This window comes from Pseudomonas sp. LBUM1669 (genome assembly GCF_059695705.1).
Genome location: NZ_CP166784.1, coordinates 181,382 through 196,324, shown reverse-complemented (window position 1 = coordinate 196,324; position 14,943 = coordinate 181,382). Strand labels below are relative to the sequence as shown.

The following is a 14,943-nucleotide window of genomic DNA, read 5'->3' as shown; positions in this document are numbered from 1 at the left end:
GCCGTGAACGCCAACCTGTTGACCGGAAGCGCCAATCAGCATGACTGAACCGACCTCCCTCGCCAGCTGGACCCGCGCCCTGCGCAAGCAACTCGATGCGCTGGGCCTCGACAGCACCGCCCTGTGCCACCAGGCGGGGCTCGACCCGCAATTGATGGACGACCCGAACGCCCGTTACCCGTTGTCGGGCACCACGCGCCTGTGGGAAATCGCGGTACAGGTCAGCGGCGACCCGGCGATCGGCTTGCGTGTATCACGCTTCGTCAGCCCGACTACGTTTCACGCGCTCGGTTATGCGCTGGTGGCCAGCGGCAGTCTGCGCGAGGTGTTCGAGCGCATCGTGCGTTATCACCAGGTGGTCAGCGATGCTTTGGAACTGGAGCTGACTCGCACCGAGGATCGCTACCGCTTCCGCCTGAAAATCCCCGAAGGCAATCCCGCACCGGCACTGGAAGCCATCGACGCGTTTGCCGCGATTTACGTGCGCACCTGCCGCAATCGCCTGGGCCGCGAATATGCCCCGCTGGCGGTGTACCTGCGCCGCCCGGAGCCGGCCGACCCGCATCAATGGCACAAAGTCTTTCGTTCGCCGGTGCACTTCGCCGCCGACGAGGACCGACTGGAATTTGCCCTCGTGGACTTCGACAGCCACCTGGACGATGCCAACCCGGAGCTGGCCGAACACAACGAGGCGGTGCTCAAGCGCACCCTGGCGCAACTCAAGCCGCTGACCTGGGAGCGCAAGGTCCGCGACGCCATTGAAGAACAATTGCCCGAAGGCGAGCCCAGCGCCGAACACATCGCCAAGGCCCTGCACCTGAGCTTGCGCAGCCTGCAACGGCATCTGGCGGACGAAGGCTATCGATTCGACACGCTACTCAATGAAAGCCGCGAAAACCTCGCGCTGCTGCACCTGCGCGACCCGCAATGCTCGTTGAGCGAAATCAGTTATTTGCTGGGGTTCGCCGATACCAGCAGCTTCAGCCGCGCCTTCAAGCGCTGGACCGGGATCACGCCGGGGCAGTTTCGGGATGGGTTGCGGTGACTGATCTGGAAGGTGGGTTGCCTGTTCTGGCCTCTTCGCAGGCAATGACCGCGTATCACTGTAGGAGCGTGGCTTGCCCGCGAAGGCGTCCGTTGCAACGCCGCAAATCTTTCAGCTTTTGACCAGACTTCGTGCAACACCTGATTTCCACTGATCCATCATCGCGTTGCCAACCTCGGCAAAACCGCTGTTAGCCCGAATGTAGTGAGCCATCTCACCCATCGCCACATCCATCCCATGAGCAACCTGTTGCAGCAGTTCATTACAACGCCCTTCCGTCAGGTTGCAGGCCGAACGACCAAACCGCATCAGCATTTTGTACTTGGGCCAAGCCTTTGATCCGCCCAACAGCAACGCCATGCTGTCGGACTTGATGTAGACCGATGTCGTGACGATGTCGTAGGCCGGAGCAAGGCTGATCTGCGCATCGGCGGCGCAATGCTCGTACAGCACGCCGAAGTTCTTGAGGTGAGCGTCGCCATTCTTCACTCCAGAAGAGAGCGCGACGATTTTGAAAAAAGATTCAAGCGCCTGGTTGAGCAATGGCGGGGAGACGAATTCTTTGATTTGCTTCGCAGCACCTTCATACGAGCCATCGTATTTGGCCTTCGTCGGCCAGGCATTGAGGACACAAAAATCCTCGAATCCCAAATAGCCTTTTTCATTGAGATCGAAACGTTCAACGACCAGAAATTTGCCGTGATCGCTGAGTTCAAATGTCGGCACTTCAAGTCCGCAATGCAGTGCAGCCCGCATGCAGAAATATTCGTTGGCCGCGAGTTCGGGGTATTCCTCTGGACGAAAGGATTTGACCAGGTGCGTCGCGCCTCGATGGGTCAGCCGGTCGACCGATGTCGCACTGTCCCGGACCAGCACTTTCGGCTGCACACCCGAAACACCCGAGTACTGGCCATAGGTGTGCAACAGATCATCGAACAAGCCCTGCGCACCGTCATGCACCAGAAGATCCGCGAGGCTGGTTTCCGGGGGCCGTTCACTCGCATCTGGAGCGTTCGCAATACCCACTCGTCCAAGCTGATACGGGCCAACGATCGCCAGCATGGCAAAATCATCAAACCCGCGGACCGCTTTGCTGAAACGGCGAACCAACTCATCGCGCAGGGCACCCTCTGGCAGGTTCATTTCGAAAATGGGCGGTATACCTTGCTCCCACATGTAACTCTCAAGACGAGTTGGCATGGTCAGCGAGACTGCGTTTTCCTCCTGCGCGTTTTCAGCGTAGGTAAAGACTGAATCGCCGCGGGACTGACCACGACCGAGCGTGCCGACGGCCGTTGCGGACACACTGATGTGCAGCCTGTCCTTTCCCTGCGGCTCACCCATGGAAGTTAACCTTTTTCAGAGCGTCCAGCGTTGGGCGCTTCGACTGACGGGGCACGGCGGTGAGCTCGTATCCGAAGCCGTTGAGGATCGCCTCAACCTTGCGGAGACCGATTTCGGAGATTGTATTGTTCTCGATGCCTGAAATCGTGGAACGGCTCATGCCGTACTTTTTTGCCAGTGCATCCTGAGAAAGTTTTCGCTCTTTGCGTAAAGACCGAATGAGTTTGCCAAGGTTTTCCATTGTTCATCCCGCATCGTATACCGTGCAATTTACAACAAACCGTTAATATGCATTGTATTTAGTGCAGTTTGACGCCTAAGTCCAGCTCATTTTTTACCCTGAGGCCCGCGAACCTCAGCGCCCCCGATCCCGCCGCAACAACTTGCGCACCCGCGCCACCAATTCACTCACGGCAAACGGCTTGAGCAGGTAATCGTCCTCATGCAGCTCCAACCCACGCAGGCGATCTTCGATGCCATCCTTTGTGGTCAGCAACAGCACCGGTGTTTCGCCGAGCTTGCGGATCTGTTGCAGCAACTGCCAGCCGTTGAGCCCCGGCAGCATCACGTCGAGGATGATCAACTCGTATTCGCCGGACTCGATGAAGCGGCGGCCGTCCATACCGTTGAGCGCCACATCGACTGAGTAACTCGCCTCGTTCAGGCCGTTGGCCAGGAGTTTGGCGATCTCCGGTTCGTCTTCTACTAACAGCACACGCATGGCACACCTCGATTGTCGTCATCACAGGCTAGGCGCCTTCGCAAAGAAAGCCCAGTCATAACAACATCTGTAGCAGCTAGCGAAGCCTGCGTTCGGCTGCGCAGCAGTCGTAAATACTGTGTGCACGATCGGTCTGATACACCGCATTGCCTGATATTACGACTGCTGCGCAGCCGAACGCAGCCTCGCAAGCTCGACAGCTGCTACAGATCCGAACGCAGGCTGCTAAATGGTTTGTGGTGGTTTAAACAATCGCCAGTACCCGCAACCGTTGTGCATCCAGAATCTCGATCTCGCCATAGCTGAGGTCGAGGATTCCCTGTCCTTGTAAATCCTTGAGAATCTGGTTGGTGGTCTGGCGCGACAGCGACAACATCGACGCCAATTGCTCCTGGGGCAGTTGCAGCACCCGGCGCGGCGGATCGAATTCGCCGTAGCCTTCGGCGATCATCAGCAGGCGGTGAGCCAGGCGGGCCGGGGCGGGCATCAGGCTCAGCTGTTCGAGGTTGATGAAGGTCAGGCGCAGTTTGTGGCTCATCAGCAATGCCAGCTGCCGCCAATACACCGGTTGTTCGTCGAGCAACGCCAGCAGCGCAGCCTGCGGGATGTGCAACAGCGTGCACTGGCCCACACCGAAAGCATCGTGGGTGCGTGGCTGACCGTCGAACAGACAGATTTCGCCGAACCAATGGGGCGACTCCACCAGGCTCAGCAACGCCTCCTTGCCCTGCTCGCTGACCGCTCCGATGCGCACCGAGCCCTCGATCACCGCATACAACCCGCACGGTGGATCACCGCGTTTAAACAACAGCTGCCCCGCCGACAACCGCCGCACCCGGGCCGCAGCCAGCAGACTATCCTGTAAGGGAACCGGTAAATGACTGAACCACTGCCCCGACTCCAGGCGCGAACGCCAAACCTGCATGTTCATGAAAACTCCTGGAGATTGTCGCCTGCCTGACAGAGCGAAACGTGAACCTGAGGCATGATCAATCACCCTACAGGAGGAATAACAATGAAAAGCCTCGTTGACCATCTCAGTCAATACGCCGCTTACCACCGTGACCCGCGCAATATTGCCAGCCACTTTATCGGGATTCCGCTGATTGTGGTGGCCGTGGCGGTGTTGCTGTCGCGGCCGCAATGGGTTGGTGGCTGGGTGTCGCCGGCGGTGCTGGTGGCGCTGGCCTCGGCGTGGTTTTACCTGCGCCTGGAGGTACGCCTCGGGGTGTTGATGACGGTGTTGCTGGGGCTGTGCGTTTGGGCGGGTCAGGTTCTCGCGCAGCAAAGTACGCTGGTGTGGTTGGCGAGCGGGATCGGGATGTTTGTGGTGGGCTGGGCGATTCAGTTTGTCGGTCATCACTATGAAGGACGCAAACCGGCGTTTGTCGATGATGTGACGGGGTTGATTGTCGGGCCGTTGTTTGTGGTGGTTGAGCTAGCGTTTTTGCTGGGGATGCGGCGGGATTTGAAAGAGCAGATCGAGGCGCGGGTGGGTGGGGTGCGGGTCAATCCGAAACGTGCTGCTGCGTAGATCGCTTTCGCGGGCAAGCCTCGCTCCTACTGGGGATCTATGGCGTACATAGATTCCCAGTAGGAGCGAGGCTTGCCCGCGAAGCTTTTGATCTCAAAGGCTAGCGAGTTTCTGCCAGACCTTCGGCTTGAAGAACAATGTCTCGCCCTTCGCCAGGCCGATCAGGCTGTCGTGATCCTTCACCACTTCAGCTTCGATCAACTCGCTCTGGCCTTCGACCTTCAACGTCACCCGAGTCGTCGCGCCCAACGGACGGATATCCCGCACTTCCGCCGCGTGGTGGTCTTCCAGTTCATGCCGCGACAACGACACTTCGTGCGGGCGGAACAGCACGTGTTTGTCTTCACCCAGATGCAGACGGTTCGAATCACCGAGGAAGTGATAAACGAAATCGCTGGCCGGGTTCTCGTAAACGTCGCCCGGTGAGCCGATCTGTTCGATCACGCCTTTATTCATCACCACGATACGGTCGGCGACTTCCATGGCTTCTTCCTGGTCGTGGGTCACGAATACCGAGGTCAGGTTGATGTCTTCGTGCAGCCGTGCGAGCCAGCGACGCAGCTCTTTGCGGACCTTGGCGTCGAGCGCCCCGAACGGTTCGTCGAGCAGCAGGACTTTCGGCTCGACCGCCAGGGCACGGGCCAACGCAATACGCTGGCGCTGGCCGCCGGAGAGTTGTTCCGGGTAGCGATCCGACAACCAATCCAGTTGCACCATGTTCAGCAGTTCGTGGACTTTCACCGCGATCTGGCTTTCGCTCGGGCGCTGGTTTTTCGGTTTCATGCGCAGGCCGAACGCGACGTTATCGAACACGGTCATGTGGCGGAACAACGCGTAGTGCTGGAACACGAAACCGACGTTGCGATCACGCACGTCATGGCCGGACACGTCTTCACCGTGGAAGACGATGTTGCCCTTATCGGGCGTTTCCAGACCGGCGATGATCCGCAGCAGCGTGGTCTTGCCGCAACCCGACGGGCCGAGCAGGGCCACGAGTTCGCCGCTTTGAATGTCCAGGCTGATGTTGTCCAGCGCCTTGAACGCGTTGAAATTCTTGCTGACGTTACGCACTTCGATCGACATGAATTATTCCTCCGCGGCGCTGGCGCGCAGGCGGTTAATACGGTTTTCGCTCCACTGCTTCAGCAGCAGGATGAAGAGCGCCATGATCAGCAACAGGCTCGCCACAGCGAACGCGGCCACGTGGTTGTATTCGTTGTAGAGGATCTCGACGTGCAGCGGAAGGGTGTTGGTCACCCCGCGAATGTGCCCGGAAACCACCGACACTGCACCGAACTCACCCATCGCCCGCGCGGTACACAGCACCACGCCGTAGATCAGGCCCCACTTGATATTGGGAACGGTGACGTGCCAGAACATCTGCCAGCCATTGGCCCCGAGCAAGCGCGCGGCCTCTTCTTCCTGGGTGCCTTGTTCCTGCATCAGCGGGATCAGCTCGCGGGCCACGAACGGCACGGTGACGAAGATCGTCGCCAGCACGATGCCCGGCAAGGCGAAGACGATCTGGATGTCGTGATCCTGCAACCACGGCCCGAACAGGCCCTGGGCGCCAAACATCAGCACGTAGACCAGGCCGGCGATGACCGGCGACACCGAGAACGGCAGGTCGATCAGCGTGACCAACATACTTTTGCCACGGAACGAGTATTTGCTCACGCACCATGCAGCGCTGACACCGAACACCAGGTTCAGCGGCACTGAAATCAGCACGGCGATCACCGTGAGTTTCAGGGCCGACAAAGCGTCGGGTTCGAAGATCGCGGTGAAGAACGCACCGATTCCGAGCTTGAGGCCCTGAGACACCACGATCACCAGCGGCAGCAACAGGAACAGGGCGAACACCAGCCAGCCAAGGCCGATCAGGATTCGCCGCGATGAAGCACTGCCACGGCGGGCGGCGTTCGAGGAAGCAGCAGCAATAGACGATTGGGACATTTATGCGCCTCCTTATGGGGTTTCGATGCGCCGCTGCAGCAAGTTGATCAGCAGCAACAGGACGAAGGAAACCACCAGCATCAGTACACCAATGGACGTGGCGCCGGTGTAATCGTACTGGTCGAGTTTGACCATGATCAGCAGCGGCAGGATCTCGGTTTTCATCGGCATGTTGCCGGCGATGAAAATCACTGAACCGTACTCGCCGACCCCACGGGCAAAGGCCAACGCGAAACCGGTCAGCCAGGCTGGCAGCAGCGCGGGCACCAGAATATGGCGGAAAACCTGCAGCGGTTTTGCGCCCAGGCACGCCGCCGCTTCTTCCACTTCACGCGGGATATCAGCCAATACTGGCTGTACGGTACGTACTACGAATGGGAGCGTCACAAAAGTGAGGGCAAGGGTGATGCCGAGGGGGGTATACGCGATCTTGAAACCCAGGTCCGCTGCAAACTGACCCACCCAACCATTGGGCGCGTATAGCGCAGTCAGCGCGATACCGGCCACGGCAGTGGGCAATGCGAACGGCAGATCGATCATCGCATCGATGACTTTGCGTCCAGGGAAGGTATAGCGCACCAGCACCCAGGCCAGCAGCGTGCCAATGATGCCGTTGATGATCGCGGCATAGAGCGCGGTGCCGAAGCTCAGCTTCAACGCCGCCAGCACCCGTGGCGCCGAGATAATCGCCCAGAACTGATCCCAGGTGAGTTGGGCGGCATGCACGAACATTGCCGCCAATGGAATGAGCACAATCAGGCTGAGGTACACCAAGGTGTAGCCCAGCGTCAGCCCGAAGCCGGGTATGACGGGGGAAATACGACGCGACATAAAAGTCCTTGGTTAAAAAGCTATCCGCTAAACGCATCAATGTGGGAGCGGGCTTGCTCGCGAAGAGGGAGTATCAGTCAACATTTTCGTCGTCTGACACACCGCCTTCGCGAGCAAGCCCGCTCCCACAAAATACGCGCCCAAGCATAAGGCTCGTGGTGTGGCTTAAGTCAGGTTACTGCGCCTGATAGATCTGGTCGAACACACCGCCATCATTGAAGAATTTCGGTTGAGCGCTTTTCCAGCCGCCGAAGTCCTTGTCGATGGTCACCAGGTCCAGGGTCGGGAACTGCTTGCTGTACTTGGCGGCCACATCCTTGTCACGTGGACGATAGAAGTTTTTCGCCGCAATTTCCTGGCCGGCCGGGCTGTACAGGTGCTTGAGGTACGCCTCGGCGATCTCGGTGTTGCCCTTTTTCTCGGCGTTCTTGTCGACCACTGCTACCGGTGGTTCGGCGAGGATCGACAGCGAAGGCACGACGATTTCGAACTTGTCGGCGCCGCCGTCTTCTTTCAGCGCCAGGAAGGCTTCGTTTTCCCAGGCCAGCAACACGTCGCCCTGACCATTGTTCACGAAGGTGATGGTCGAACCGCGAGCACCGGTGTCCAGAACCGGAACGTGCTTGAACAAGGTCTGCACGTACTCTTTAGCCTTGGCTTCGTCACCGCCGTTGGCTTTCAGGCCGTAGGCCCAGGCCGCGAGGAAGTTCCAGCGCGCACCGCCGGAGGTTTTCGGGTTTGGAGTGATGACCGACACGTCATTCTTGACCAGGTCGCCCCAGTCCTTGATGCCTTTAGGGTTGCCCTTGCGTACCAGGAACACGATGGTCGAGGTGTAAGGGGTGCTCGCCTCCGGCAGACGCTTCTGCCAGTCGGCCGGCAGGGTCTTGCCGAGTTTGGCGATTTCGTCGATGTCACCGGCCAGGGCCAGGGTCACCACGTCGGCGCGCAGACCGTCGATCACGGCCCGGCCTTGTTTGCCGGAACCACCGTGGGACTGCTGGATTTTCACGTTATCGCCAGCGTGGTCCTTCTTCCAGAAGTTGACGAACTCGGCGTTGTAATCCTGATACAGCTCGCGAGTCGGGTCATACGACACGTTGAGCAACTCATAATCCTTGGCAACCGCGGAACCAGCAAAAAGGGCACTGGCCAGGGCGGCCAAAGCGAAATGACGAATCGACGACATGGTGAAAGCTCCTGGAATTCTTGGTGTATTGGCTTTTTTTTTAGGTGTGCTGGATGCGGGTTGCCGGTTTGTTAGCTCGGTTTGTTGCTCGGGTTCTGCAAACGGAATTTTTCTTTGCGCTCGATCTGGACCACTTGGGCGTTGTGCACAGTAATTTCGACTGCGCCAAAACGCAGGTCGCGCAGTGCGCTCTGGATCTCACGCAAGATGGTGGCTTCGTCTTGACCGTCAACGCTACGTAGGGATGCGCTCATGGTGCTGCTCCTTCAACTGAGAGGTTGCCTGGCAGTGGCGGCACTGCTTGTGGCGTGGGAGCAATAGTAGAGACGCCTAGATATTCTTAAAAAGACTATTTAAGAATGTTTATATAACCAAATAAAATTATTTGACGGGGCGCGGGCTTAGCGAATTTCCGGCGTGTGCTTCCATTCCAATTGCTCGGCAGGGCCCGGTCGCCCAAACCAGTAGCCTTGCCCCAGATCGCAGTCGTGTTCGAGCAGGAAACACGCCTGCTCGACCTGCTCGATCCCTTCGGCGTGCACCTGCATCCCCATGCTTTGCGCCAGCGCGATAATCACCCGCACGATCGCCGCGTCATCCTCATCCCACGGCAATCCTGCGACAAAGCCCTGATCGATCTTGAGCTTCTGCACTGGAAAACGCTTGAGTCGCAGCAGCGACGAATAACCCGTGCCGAAATCATCGATGGCCAGCCGTACACCCAACTCGCGCAGTCGATGCATCTGCTCCAAGGCCACTTCCGGGTCTTCCATTACCGCGCTCTCGGTGACTTCCAGCTCCAGAAACGCTGGATCGAGCCCGGTTTCGTGAAGCACTTTCGCCACTTGCTGAAAGAGCTCACGGCGAGCGAACAGTCGAGACGAGACGTTCACCGCGATAAACGACAACGCCACCCCGGTCTGCTGCCACGAGCACATTTGCTGACAAGCCTGGCGCATCACCCAGGCATCGATTTGCGCGATCAATCCGGTGCGTTCGGCGATGGGAATGAATTCTGCCGGCGACACCATCCCACGTTGCGGATGCTCCCAGCGCACCAGCGCCTCGGCGCCCACCAGGCGACGGGTCCTGAGGTCGTGAACCGGCTGGTAATAAACGCGCAGCTCCTGCTGTTCCAGCGCTCGGCGCAGTTCAACAGCCGTCTCGACCCGATTCTGGGCATGGGCTGTCAGTTCTTCGGTATACAGGGCGTAGCCATCGCGACCGGTGCTTTTGGCCTTGAACAGCGCCGAGTCAGCGTTACGCAATAGCTGTTCGGCACTCAAGGCATCGCCGGGAAACAGGCTGATACCGATGCTGGTATTGATGAACAGATGATGCCCGCCGATCAGGAAAGGCTCTTTGAGAGCATCAATGATCCGCTGCGCCAGCGCCGCCGCCTGCATCAACTGCGGACAGCTTTCGGCGAGCACCGCGAACTCATCGCCACCCAGTCGAGCCAGCGTGAGCTCCGGGCCGAACATGGCCTGCAAACGCTCGGCCACGGCTTTGAGCAGTGCGTCACCGATGGTGTGCCCGAGGCTGTCGTTGATCATCTTGAAATGATCAAGATCGATCATCAGTAACGCACAGCCACGCTTGTGGAGGTGCGCCGAAGTCAGTGCCTGCTCCGTCCGGTCGGTGAACAGCAAGCGGTTAGGCAGGTCCGTCAACGGGTCGTGATGGGCCAGATGCTTGAGATCATGTTCGGAGTTCTTGATTGCGCTGATGTCGGAAAACACGGCAACGTAGTGGCTGAGCTGGCCCCGATCGTCGTGGATGACGCGGATCGTCTGCCATTGCGGGTAGATCTCGCCGCTTTTTCGGCGGTTCCAGATCTCCCCGCTCCACTCGCCGATGCTGTTGAGTGTCGCGAACATCGCCTGATAAAAATCCGCGGGGTGATGGCCCGACTTGAACATATTCGGTCGCTGCCCCAGCACTTCCGCCTGCGAGTAACCGGTGATTTCCATGAACGCCCGGTTAACGTGGACGATCAACCCATTGCTATCGGTGACCAGCACACCTTCACGCGTGCAATCGAACACCGCAGCCGCCTGACGCAAACGCTCGCGGTCGTCATGACCCTCACGCAATGTGTTGCCAATCCCCAGGCAACGGAACAATCGCGCTCGGGCGATGAAAATCAACCCGGTGCTCAGCAGAATCCAGGCATAGCCGTTGATCAGTTGCCACCGCACCAGTTCGTCGGAGCTATCGAATAAGCTGTTCAATAAATAGCCACTAAGCTGCAGCCAGACGATGGAAAGCAACAGATAAAGCAGCGCTGCACGCAAAGCGTCGCGATAGGTGGCAGACATTAGTCGTCCTTGTCCCTGCGAAAAGTATGGGATTATAAGTTAAAGAAACATCCAGCCACTCTTATCTGAAAGGGTGACTGGTTTTATCTGTGGGCTTAGTGATAATGCAACGGCTGTTTTTTTCTTTATCGAGGGCCCTATAGCCTATGTGGTACGAAGGTATTCTCGGCTTGTCGCCCTGGTCACTGGTGGCAGTCACCCTGCTGATGACCCACGTGACGATCATCGGCGTCACGGTCTATCTGCACCGTTATTCAGCCCATCGCTCGCTTGAGCTCAATGCTGGCCTGAAACATTTCTTCCGCTTCTGGCTGTGGTTGACCACGGCGCAGAACACCCGTGAGTGGACCGCTATCCACCGCAAGCATCACGCCAAATGCGAAACCGTCGATGACCCGCACAGTCCGGTCATCAAGGGCCTGTCCACCGTTCTGCGCAAAGGTGCCGAGCTGTACCGCGCCGAAGCGGAAAACCCGGAAACCCTGCGCATCTACGGCAAGAACTGCCCTGAAGACTGGATCGAGCGCAACCTCTACAGCCGCTTCCCGCTGCTGGGTGTGGCGATCATGGGCGTCATCGACCTGCTGCTGTTCGGCACCATCGGCATTACCATCTGGGCCATCCAGATGATGTGGATCCCGGTGTGGGCCGCCGGCGTGGTCAATGGCCTGGGTCATGCCATCGGTTACCGCAACTTCGAATGCCGCGATGCAGCGACCAACCTGGTGCCTTGGGGCATCCTGATCGGCGGCGAAGAACTGCATAACAACCATCACACCTACCCTAACTCGGCAAAACTGTCGGTGAAGAAGCGGGAGTTCGACCTCGGTTGGGCCTGGATCCAGGTCTTCAGTTTCTTCCGTCTGGCCAAGGTCCAGCGCGTTGCGCCGATCGCCCACCGCGTCGAAGGCAAAGGCAACCTGGACATGGACACCGCCATGGCGATCCTCAACAACCGCTTCCAGATCATGGCCCAATACCGAAAATTGGTGATCGCGCCCCTGGTCAAGCAAGAACTGGAAAAGGTCGATCATTCGGTCCGTCACCAGTTCCACCGCGCCAAACGCCTGCTTTCGCGGGAAACCAGCCTGCTTGACGAAAAACACCACGTGCGCATCCAGACCATGCTCGAGCACAGCCAGGCGCTGAAGGTAATTTACGAGAAACGCCTGGCCTTGCAGCAGATCTGGGTCAAGACCAGCTCAAATGGTCACGACATGCTGGCCGCCATCAAGGATTGGGTTCACGAAGCGGAAGCCAGCGGGATTCAATCCCTGCGCGACTTCGCTGACCAGCTGAAAACCTACTCCCTGCGCCCTGCCGCTGCCTGACCTGGCGTCACAAGCTTGCCTCTGGAAAGAGGCATGCCTGTGAAGGTGGCTTGCCTGTGGCGAGGGGATTTATCCCCGTTCGGTTGCGAAGCAACCGCAAAACCGGCGACGCGTTTCAACTGACTGAACGCGTCACCTGTACCGCCCGGCAGGAGCAAGCCCCCTCGCCACCTAGAGCGGGAACCAATCTCCGAATCCCCTATCTCAAAGACACTTCGCCATACCCCGGCGGGCTTCGCTGTTGCCGCTTTCGAACCTCGAGCGGCGCACGCCCTTTGAGAGTTGTCCCGATGGTCCCAAAAAACCTGCAAGACGCATCCTTCGCTCAATCGCCCGACACTGCTCAAACCCTGATGGCGCTGATGCACGCCCAGAGCGAAGTCGCGCGCCTGAGCGAACGCGAACAGCTGTTCAGCTCCCTGCTGGTGAGCGTCAACGCGGTGCTTTGGGCCTTCAACTGGGAGACCCGTCAGGTGCTCTACGTCAGTCCGGCCTATGAACGGATTTTCGGTCGCTCCGCCGGCAGTTTGCTGTCCGATTACAACGAATGGCGCGACAGCATTTACCCCGATGACCTGGACTACGCCGAGCGCAGCCTCGCCGAAGTCCTGGTCAAAGGCGCCGTTGAAGACCGCGAATACCGCATCATCGCCGCCGACGGCCAAGTGCGCTGGCTCAGCGACAAATGCTTCATCAACCGCCAAGCCGAGCCGGGCCAACCGGTGATCATCGTCGGCATCGCCGAAGACATCACTGAAAAGAAACGGATGGAGGCCGAGCTGCAGCGCCTGGCGACCACCGACGTGCTGACGCAAAGCAGCAATCGCCGACACTTCTTCGAATGCGCCCAGCGCGAGTTTGCCCAGGCGCGCAAGCAAGGCGCACCAATGGCCTTCCTGTTGCTGGACATCGATGATTTCAAAATGGTCAACGACACCTACGGTCATCAAGCTGGCGACAACGTACTGCAACGAATCGCCGAGAGCGGTCGTGCCGCATTACGCCGGGGAGATGTGTTCGGGCGGATCGGAGGTGAGGAATTCGCAGCGGTGTTCCCCGGCTGCTCACCCGATATGGCCATGCAAGTCGCCGAACGCCTGCAACGGCAAATTCAGCAATTGAGCTTCAGCCATGACGACCAGACGTTCGGCATCACTGTCAGCCAGGGCTTGACCAGCCTGACGGCGGAGGACGATTCCCTCGACAGCGTGTTCGCCCGCGCCGATGCCTCGATGTATGAAGCCAAGCGCCAGGGTAAGAACCGCATCATTTCCGGCTGACCCAACCCAAAATCCAACACATAACCCCTGTGGGAGCGAGCAGGCTCGCTCCCACAGGTTTTGTGTGAAGTTTACTTTTTGCGCAAACGCATCAATTCTGGCAAGCCGATCTTGAGCAACCGCGCCGTCCGGCTCTTCGCCAATTCCTCAATGCCCTCATGCTCGGTCAGACGCGCCAGTTGCGCGGCCATGTTCATCACTAGCGCTTCGCGCGAGTAAACGCCGCCACCGAGCTGGTAGGCCGCTGCGATCAGCTCTCGCAACTCCAGCGGCAGCCGCCAGCGGGCTCGCAACGCCGAACCGTAGCCTGCGCCGAATTCGGCCAAGGCATTGCCTACCTCCTCCCGTTCATCCAGCTCGCCACCGGCCTGCTTCCATTCCTGCAAACACATCAGCAACGCAAGGTCGCCGAGGCAATGCAGCATGCCCGCGCAATAACAGCGCTCCTGATCCAGATCCAGCAACCGCGCCAGCGTGCGGGCATATTCGGCGGTGTGCAGCGACAAGTCCCAGAAACGCTCGGCATAGTCCGCCAGGAACGGATCACTGAGCCGGGCACTGCGCTTGAGCGCCAACCCCAGGATCAGGTTCATGCTTTGCGCGGAGCCCAAGCGGCGCAGCGCCTGAGACAAGGTCTGGACCGCATCGCCAACGTGCAGCGCTGCGCTGTTAGACGCCGCGATCAGCACTGCGGTGATGTGCGGGTCGGTGCGGATTTCCTCTTCCAGCCGCACCAGATCAAGACCGCGGGTATTCAGGCTGGCTTTGACCGCCACCTGCACATCGGCCATCAGCGGCGCACCCTCCGCCAGTTCGCGACGGCGCTCCAGATACACCGACAAGGTCATGCCAGCCGCCAGCGTCGGCATTTCACAGAAAACCTCTTCACCGGCGTTCAGCAGCAGATCCTGCAGACGCTGGGTCAGGCTTTCCATGTTCAGGGGTTTGGTCAGGTACGCCGTGGGCGCCAGGGGCAAGGCTTCGCGCACACTGGCGCTGTCGTTGCGGCTGCTCATCAGGATGAAAGGCAGCGGCGGATTGCGTTTGCGTTGCCGGACGTTGCGCAAGACATTCAAGCCATCGACGCCAGGCAGCTCCCAGTCGACGATCACCAAGTCGTAAGGATTTTCCGCCAACAGCCGCAACGCTTCCTGACCGTCGGCACACAGATCAAGTCGTGCGTCACAGCGCACGCTCAACAACACTTGTTTGATTAGGTCACGAGACCAAGGGTCAGCCTCGGCAACCAACACACGCGGTACACCAAGTAAAACCACAGCGGTCATCTGCATACTCCCTTTGCGATGCTTGTACCTTAGTCAATGCTGGTCATTCGGGACGGTGCAGTTTGTCTCAGGGACAAAAAAACCCGCCGAAGCGGGTTTTTTGTC

Annotated in this window: 15 protein-coding genes; 4 read left to right on the top strand and 11 right to left on the bottom strand. The window is 58.9% G+C overall.

What is annotated here, in order from left to right; all coding sequences use genetic code 11:
* Positions 1–40: 40 nt before the first annotated feature.
* Complete coding sequence (locus ACA051_RS00895; RefSeq protein WP_497373116.1) at positions 41–1,045, top strand: AraC family transcriptional regulator; 1,005 nt, start codon at positions 41–43, stop codon at positions 1,043–1,045.
* A 111-nt stretch (positions 1,046–1,156) separates the two neighbouring features.
* On the opposite strand, the gene ACA051_RS00890 is transcribed toward ACA051_RS00895, so the two are convergent.
* The 4 genes from ACA051_RS00890 to ACA051_RS00875 all read right to left on the bottom strand — a co-directional run bounded on the left by ACA051_RS00890 (position 1,157) and on the right by ACA051_RS00875 (position 4,041).
* Positions 1,157–2,389 (bottom strand): type II toxin-antitoxin system HipA family toxin, encoded by a 1,233-nt coding sequence (locus ACA051_RS00890; RefSeq protein ID WP_497373114.1) that lies wholly within the window; start codon positions 2,387–2,389, stop codon positions 1,157–1,159.
* Positions 2,382–2,630 carry a helix-turn-helix domain-containing protein gene (locus ACA051_RS00885; RefSeq protein ID WP_497306900.1) on the bottom strand — a complete coding sequence of 83 codons (249 nt, stop codon included), beginning with the start codon at positions 2,628–2,630 and terminating at the stop codon, positions 2,382–2,384. The genes ACA051_RS00890 and ACA051_RS00885 overlap by 8 nt, the downstream gene beginning before the upstream one ends.
* 114 nt (positions 2,631–2,744) lie before the next feature.
* The gene (locus ACA051_RS00880) at positions 2,745–3,110 is read right to left on the bottom strand and encodes a response regulator (RefSeq protein WP_497306898.1); all 366 of its coding nucleotides are present in this window, start codon (positions 3,108–3,110) and stop codon (positions 2,745–2,747) included.
* Between the two features lie 244 nt (positions 3,111–3,354).
* The gene (locus ACA051_RS00875) at positions 3,355–4,041 is read right to left on the bottom strand and encodes a Crp/Fnr family transcriptional regulator (protein ID WP_497373112.1); all 687 of its coding nucleotides are present in this window, start codon (positions 4,039–4,041) and stop codon (positions 3,355–3,357) included.
* A gap of 84 nt (positions 4,042–4,125) precedes the next feature.
* Between ACA051_RS00875 and ACA051_RS00870 the strand changes: the two genes are divergently transcribed.
* Positions 4,126–4,644: an Mpo1 family 2-hydroxy fatty acid dioxygenase gene (locus ACA051_RS00870; RefSeq protein WP_497373110.1), complete on the top strand. Its 519-nt coding sequence runs from the start codon at positions 4,126–4,128 to the stop codon at positions 4,642–4,644.
* A 93-nt stretch (positions 4,645–4,737) separates the two neighbouring features.
* Here the strand turns inward: ACA051_RS00870 and ACA051_RS00865 are convergent, their stop codons facing one another.
* The 6 genes from ACA051_RS00865 to dibA form a co-directional block, all read right to left on the bottom strand.
* Positions 4,738–5,727, bottom strand: a complete 990-nt coding sequence (locus tag ACA051_RS00865; protein ID WP_497306893.1) for a sulfate/molybdate ABC transporter ATP-binding protein — start codon at positions 5,725–5,727, stop codon at positions 4,738–4,740.
* A gap of 3 nt (positions 5,728–5,730) precedes the next feature.
* A complete protein-coding gene (cysW, locus tag ACA051_RS00860; RefSeq protein ID WP_150702616.1) occupies positions 5,731–6,600 on the bottom strand; it encodes a sulfate ABC transporter permease subunit CysW in 870 nt (289 codons plus the stop codon).
* Between the two features lie 12 nt (positions 6,601–6,612).
* The gene (gene cysT / locus ACA051_RS00855; protein ID WP_007899634.1) at positions 6,613–7,431 is read right to left on the bottom strand and encodes a sulfate ABC transporter permease subunit CysT; all 819 of its coding nucleotides are present in this window, start codon (positions 7,429–7,431) and stop codon (positions 6,613–6,615) included.
* 175 nt (positions 7,432–7,606) lie between these two features.
* Positions 7,607–8,620: a sulfate ABC transporter substrate-binding protein gene (locus ACA051_RS00850; RefSeq protein WP_497306891.1), complete on the bottom strand. Its 1,014-nt coding sequence runs from the start codon at positions 8,618–8,620 to the stop codon at positions 7,607–7,609.
* 71 nt (positions 8,621–8,691) lie between these two features.
* Positions 8,692–8,874 (bottom strand): sulfur starvation response protein OscA, encoded by a 183-nt coding sequence (gene oscA / locus ACA051_RS00845; RefSeq protein ID WP_007945260.1) that lies wholly within the window; start codon positions 8,872–8,874, stop codon positions 8,692–8,694.
* 147 nt (positions 8,875–9,021) lie between these two features.
* Positions 9,022–10,941 carry a phosphodiesterase DibA gene (dibA, locus tag ACA051_RS00840; protein WP_497306889.1) on the bottom strand — a complete coding sequence of 640 codons (1,920 nt, stop codon included), beginning with the start codon at positions 10,939–10,941 and terminating at the stop codon, positions 9,022–9,024.
* A 146-nt stretch (positions 10,942–11,087) separates the two neighbouring features.
* On the opposite strand from dibA, the gene desA reads away from it, so the two are divergent.
* Both desA and ACA051_RS00830 read left to right on the top strand, forming a co-directional pair.
* The gene (desA, locus tag ACA051_RS00835; protein ID WP_497373108.1) at positions 11,088–12,272 is read left to right on the top strand and encodes a delta-9 fatty acid desaturase DesA; all 1,185 of its coding nucleotides are present in this window, start codon (positions 11,088–11,090) and stop codon (positions 12,270–12,272) included.
* 290 nt (positions 12,273–12,562) lie between these two features.
* The gene (locus tag ACA051_RS00830; RefSeq protein ID WP_497373106.1) at positions 12,563–13,552 is read left to right on the top strand and encodes a GGDEF domain-containing protein; all 990 of its coding nucleotides are present in this window, start codon (positions 12,563–12,565) and stop codon (positions 13,550–13,552) included.
* 71 nt (positions 13,553–13,623) lie between these two features.
* On the opposite strand, the gene ACA051_RS00825 is transcribed toward ACA051_RS00830, so the two are convergent.
* The gene (locus tag ACA051_RS00825) at positions 13,624–14,838 is read right to left on the bottom strand and encodes an HDOD domain-containing protein (protein ID WP_497373104.1); all 1,215 of its coding nucleotides are present in this window, start codon (positions 14,836–14,838) and stop codon (positions 13,624–13,626) included.
* Between the last annotated feature and the right edge of the window lie 105 nt (positions 14,839–14,943).

Coding starts and splice junctions, on each gene's coding strand:
- ACA051_RS00890 (WP_497373114.1), bottom strand. CDS start 2,389: ATGGGTGAGCCGCAGGGAAAGGACAGGCTGCACATCAGTGTGTCCGCA.
- ACA051_RS00850 (WP_497306891.1), bottom strand. CDS start 8,620: ATGTCGTCGATTCGTCATTTCGCTTTGGCCGCCCTGGCCAGTGCCCTT.
- ACA051_RS00895 (WP_497373116.1), top strand. CDS start 41: ATGACTGAACCGACCTCCCTCGCCAGCTGGACCCGCGCCCTGCGCAAG.
- ACA051_RS00830 (WP_497373106.1), top strand. CDS start 12,563: ATGGTCCCAAAAAACCTGCAAGACGCATCCTTCGCTCAATCGCCCGAC.
- ACA051_RS00880 (WP_497306898.1), bottom strand. CDS start 3,110: ATGCGTGTGCTGTTAGTAGAAGACGAACCGGAGATCGCCAAACTCCTG.
- ACA051_RS00825 (WP_497373104.1), bottom strand. CDS start 14,838: ATGACCGCTGTGGTTTTACTTGGTGTACCGCGTGTGTTGGTTGCCGAG.
- ACA051_RS00865 (WP_497306893.1), bottom strand. CDS start 5,727: ATGTCGATCGAAGTGCGTAACGTCAGCAAGAATTTCAACGCGTTCAAG.
- cysW (WP_150702616.1), bottom strand. CDS start 6,600: ATGTCCCAATCGTCTATTGCTGCTGCTTCCTCGAACGCCGCCCGCCGT.
- ACA051_RS00885 (WP_497306900.1), bottom strand. CDS start 2,630: ATGGAAAACCTTGGCAAACTCATTCGGTCTTTACGCAAAGAGCGAAAA.
- ACA051_RS00875 (WP_497373112.1), bottom strand. CDS start 4,041: ATGAACATGCAGGTTTGGCGTTCGCGCCTGGAGTCGGGGCAGTGGTTC.
- dibA (WP_497306889.1), bottom strand. CDS start 10,941: ATGTCTGCCACCTATCGCGACGCTTTGCGTGCAGCGCTGCTTTATCTG.
- cysT (WP_007899634.1), bottom strand. CDS start 7,431: ATGTCGCGTCGTATTTCCCCCGTCATACCCGGCTTCGGGCTGACGCTG.
- ACA051_RS00870 (WP_497373110.1), top strand. CDS start 4,126: ATGAAAAGCCTCGTTGACCATCTCAGTCAATACGCCGCTTACCACCGT.
- oscA (WP_007945260.1), bottom strand. CDS start 8,874: ATGAGCGCATCCCTACGTAGCGTTGACGGTCAAGACGAAGCCACCATC.
- desA (WP_497373108.1), top strand. CDS start 11,088: ATGTGGTACGAAGGTATTCTCGGCTTGTCGCCCTGGTCACTGGTGGCA.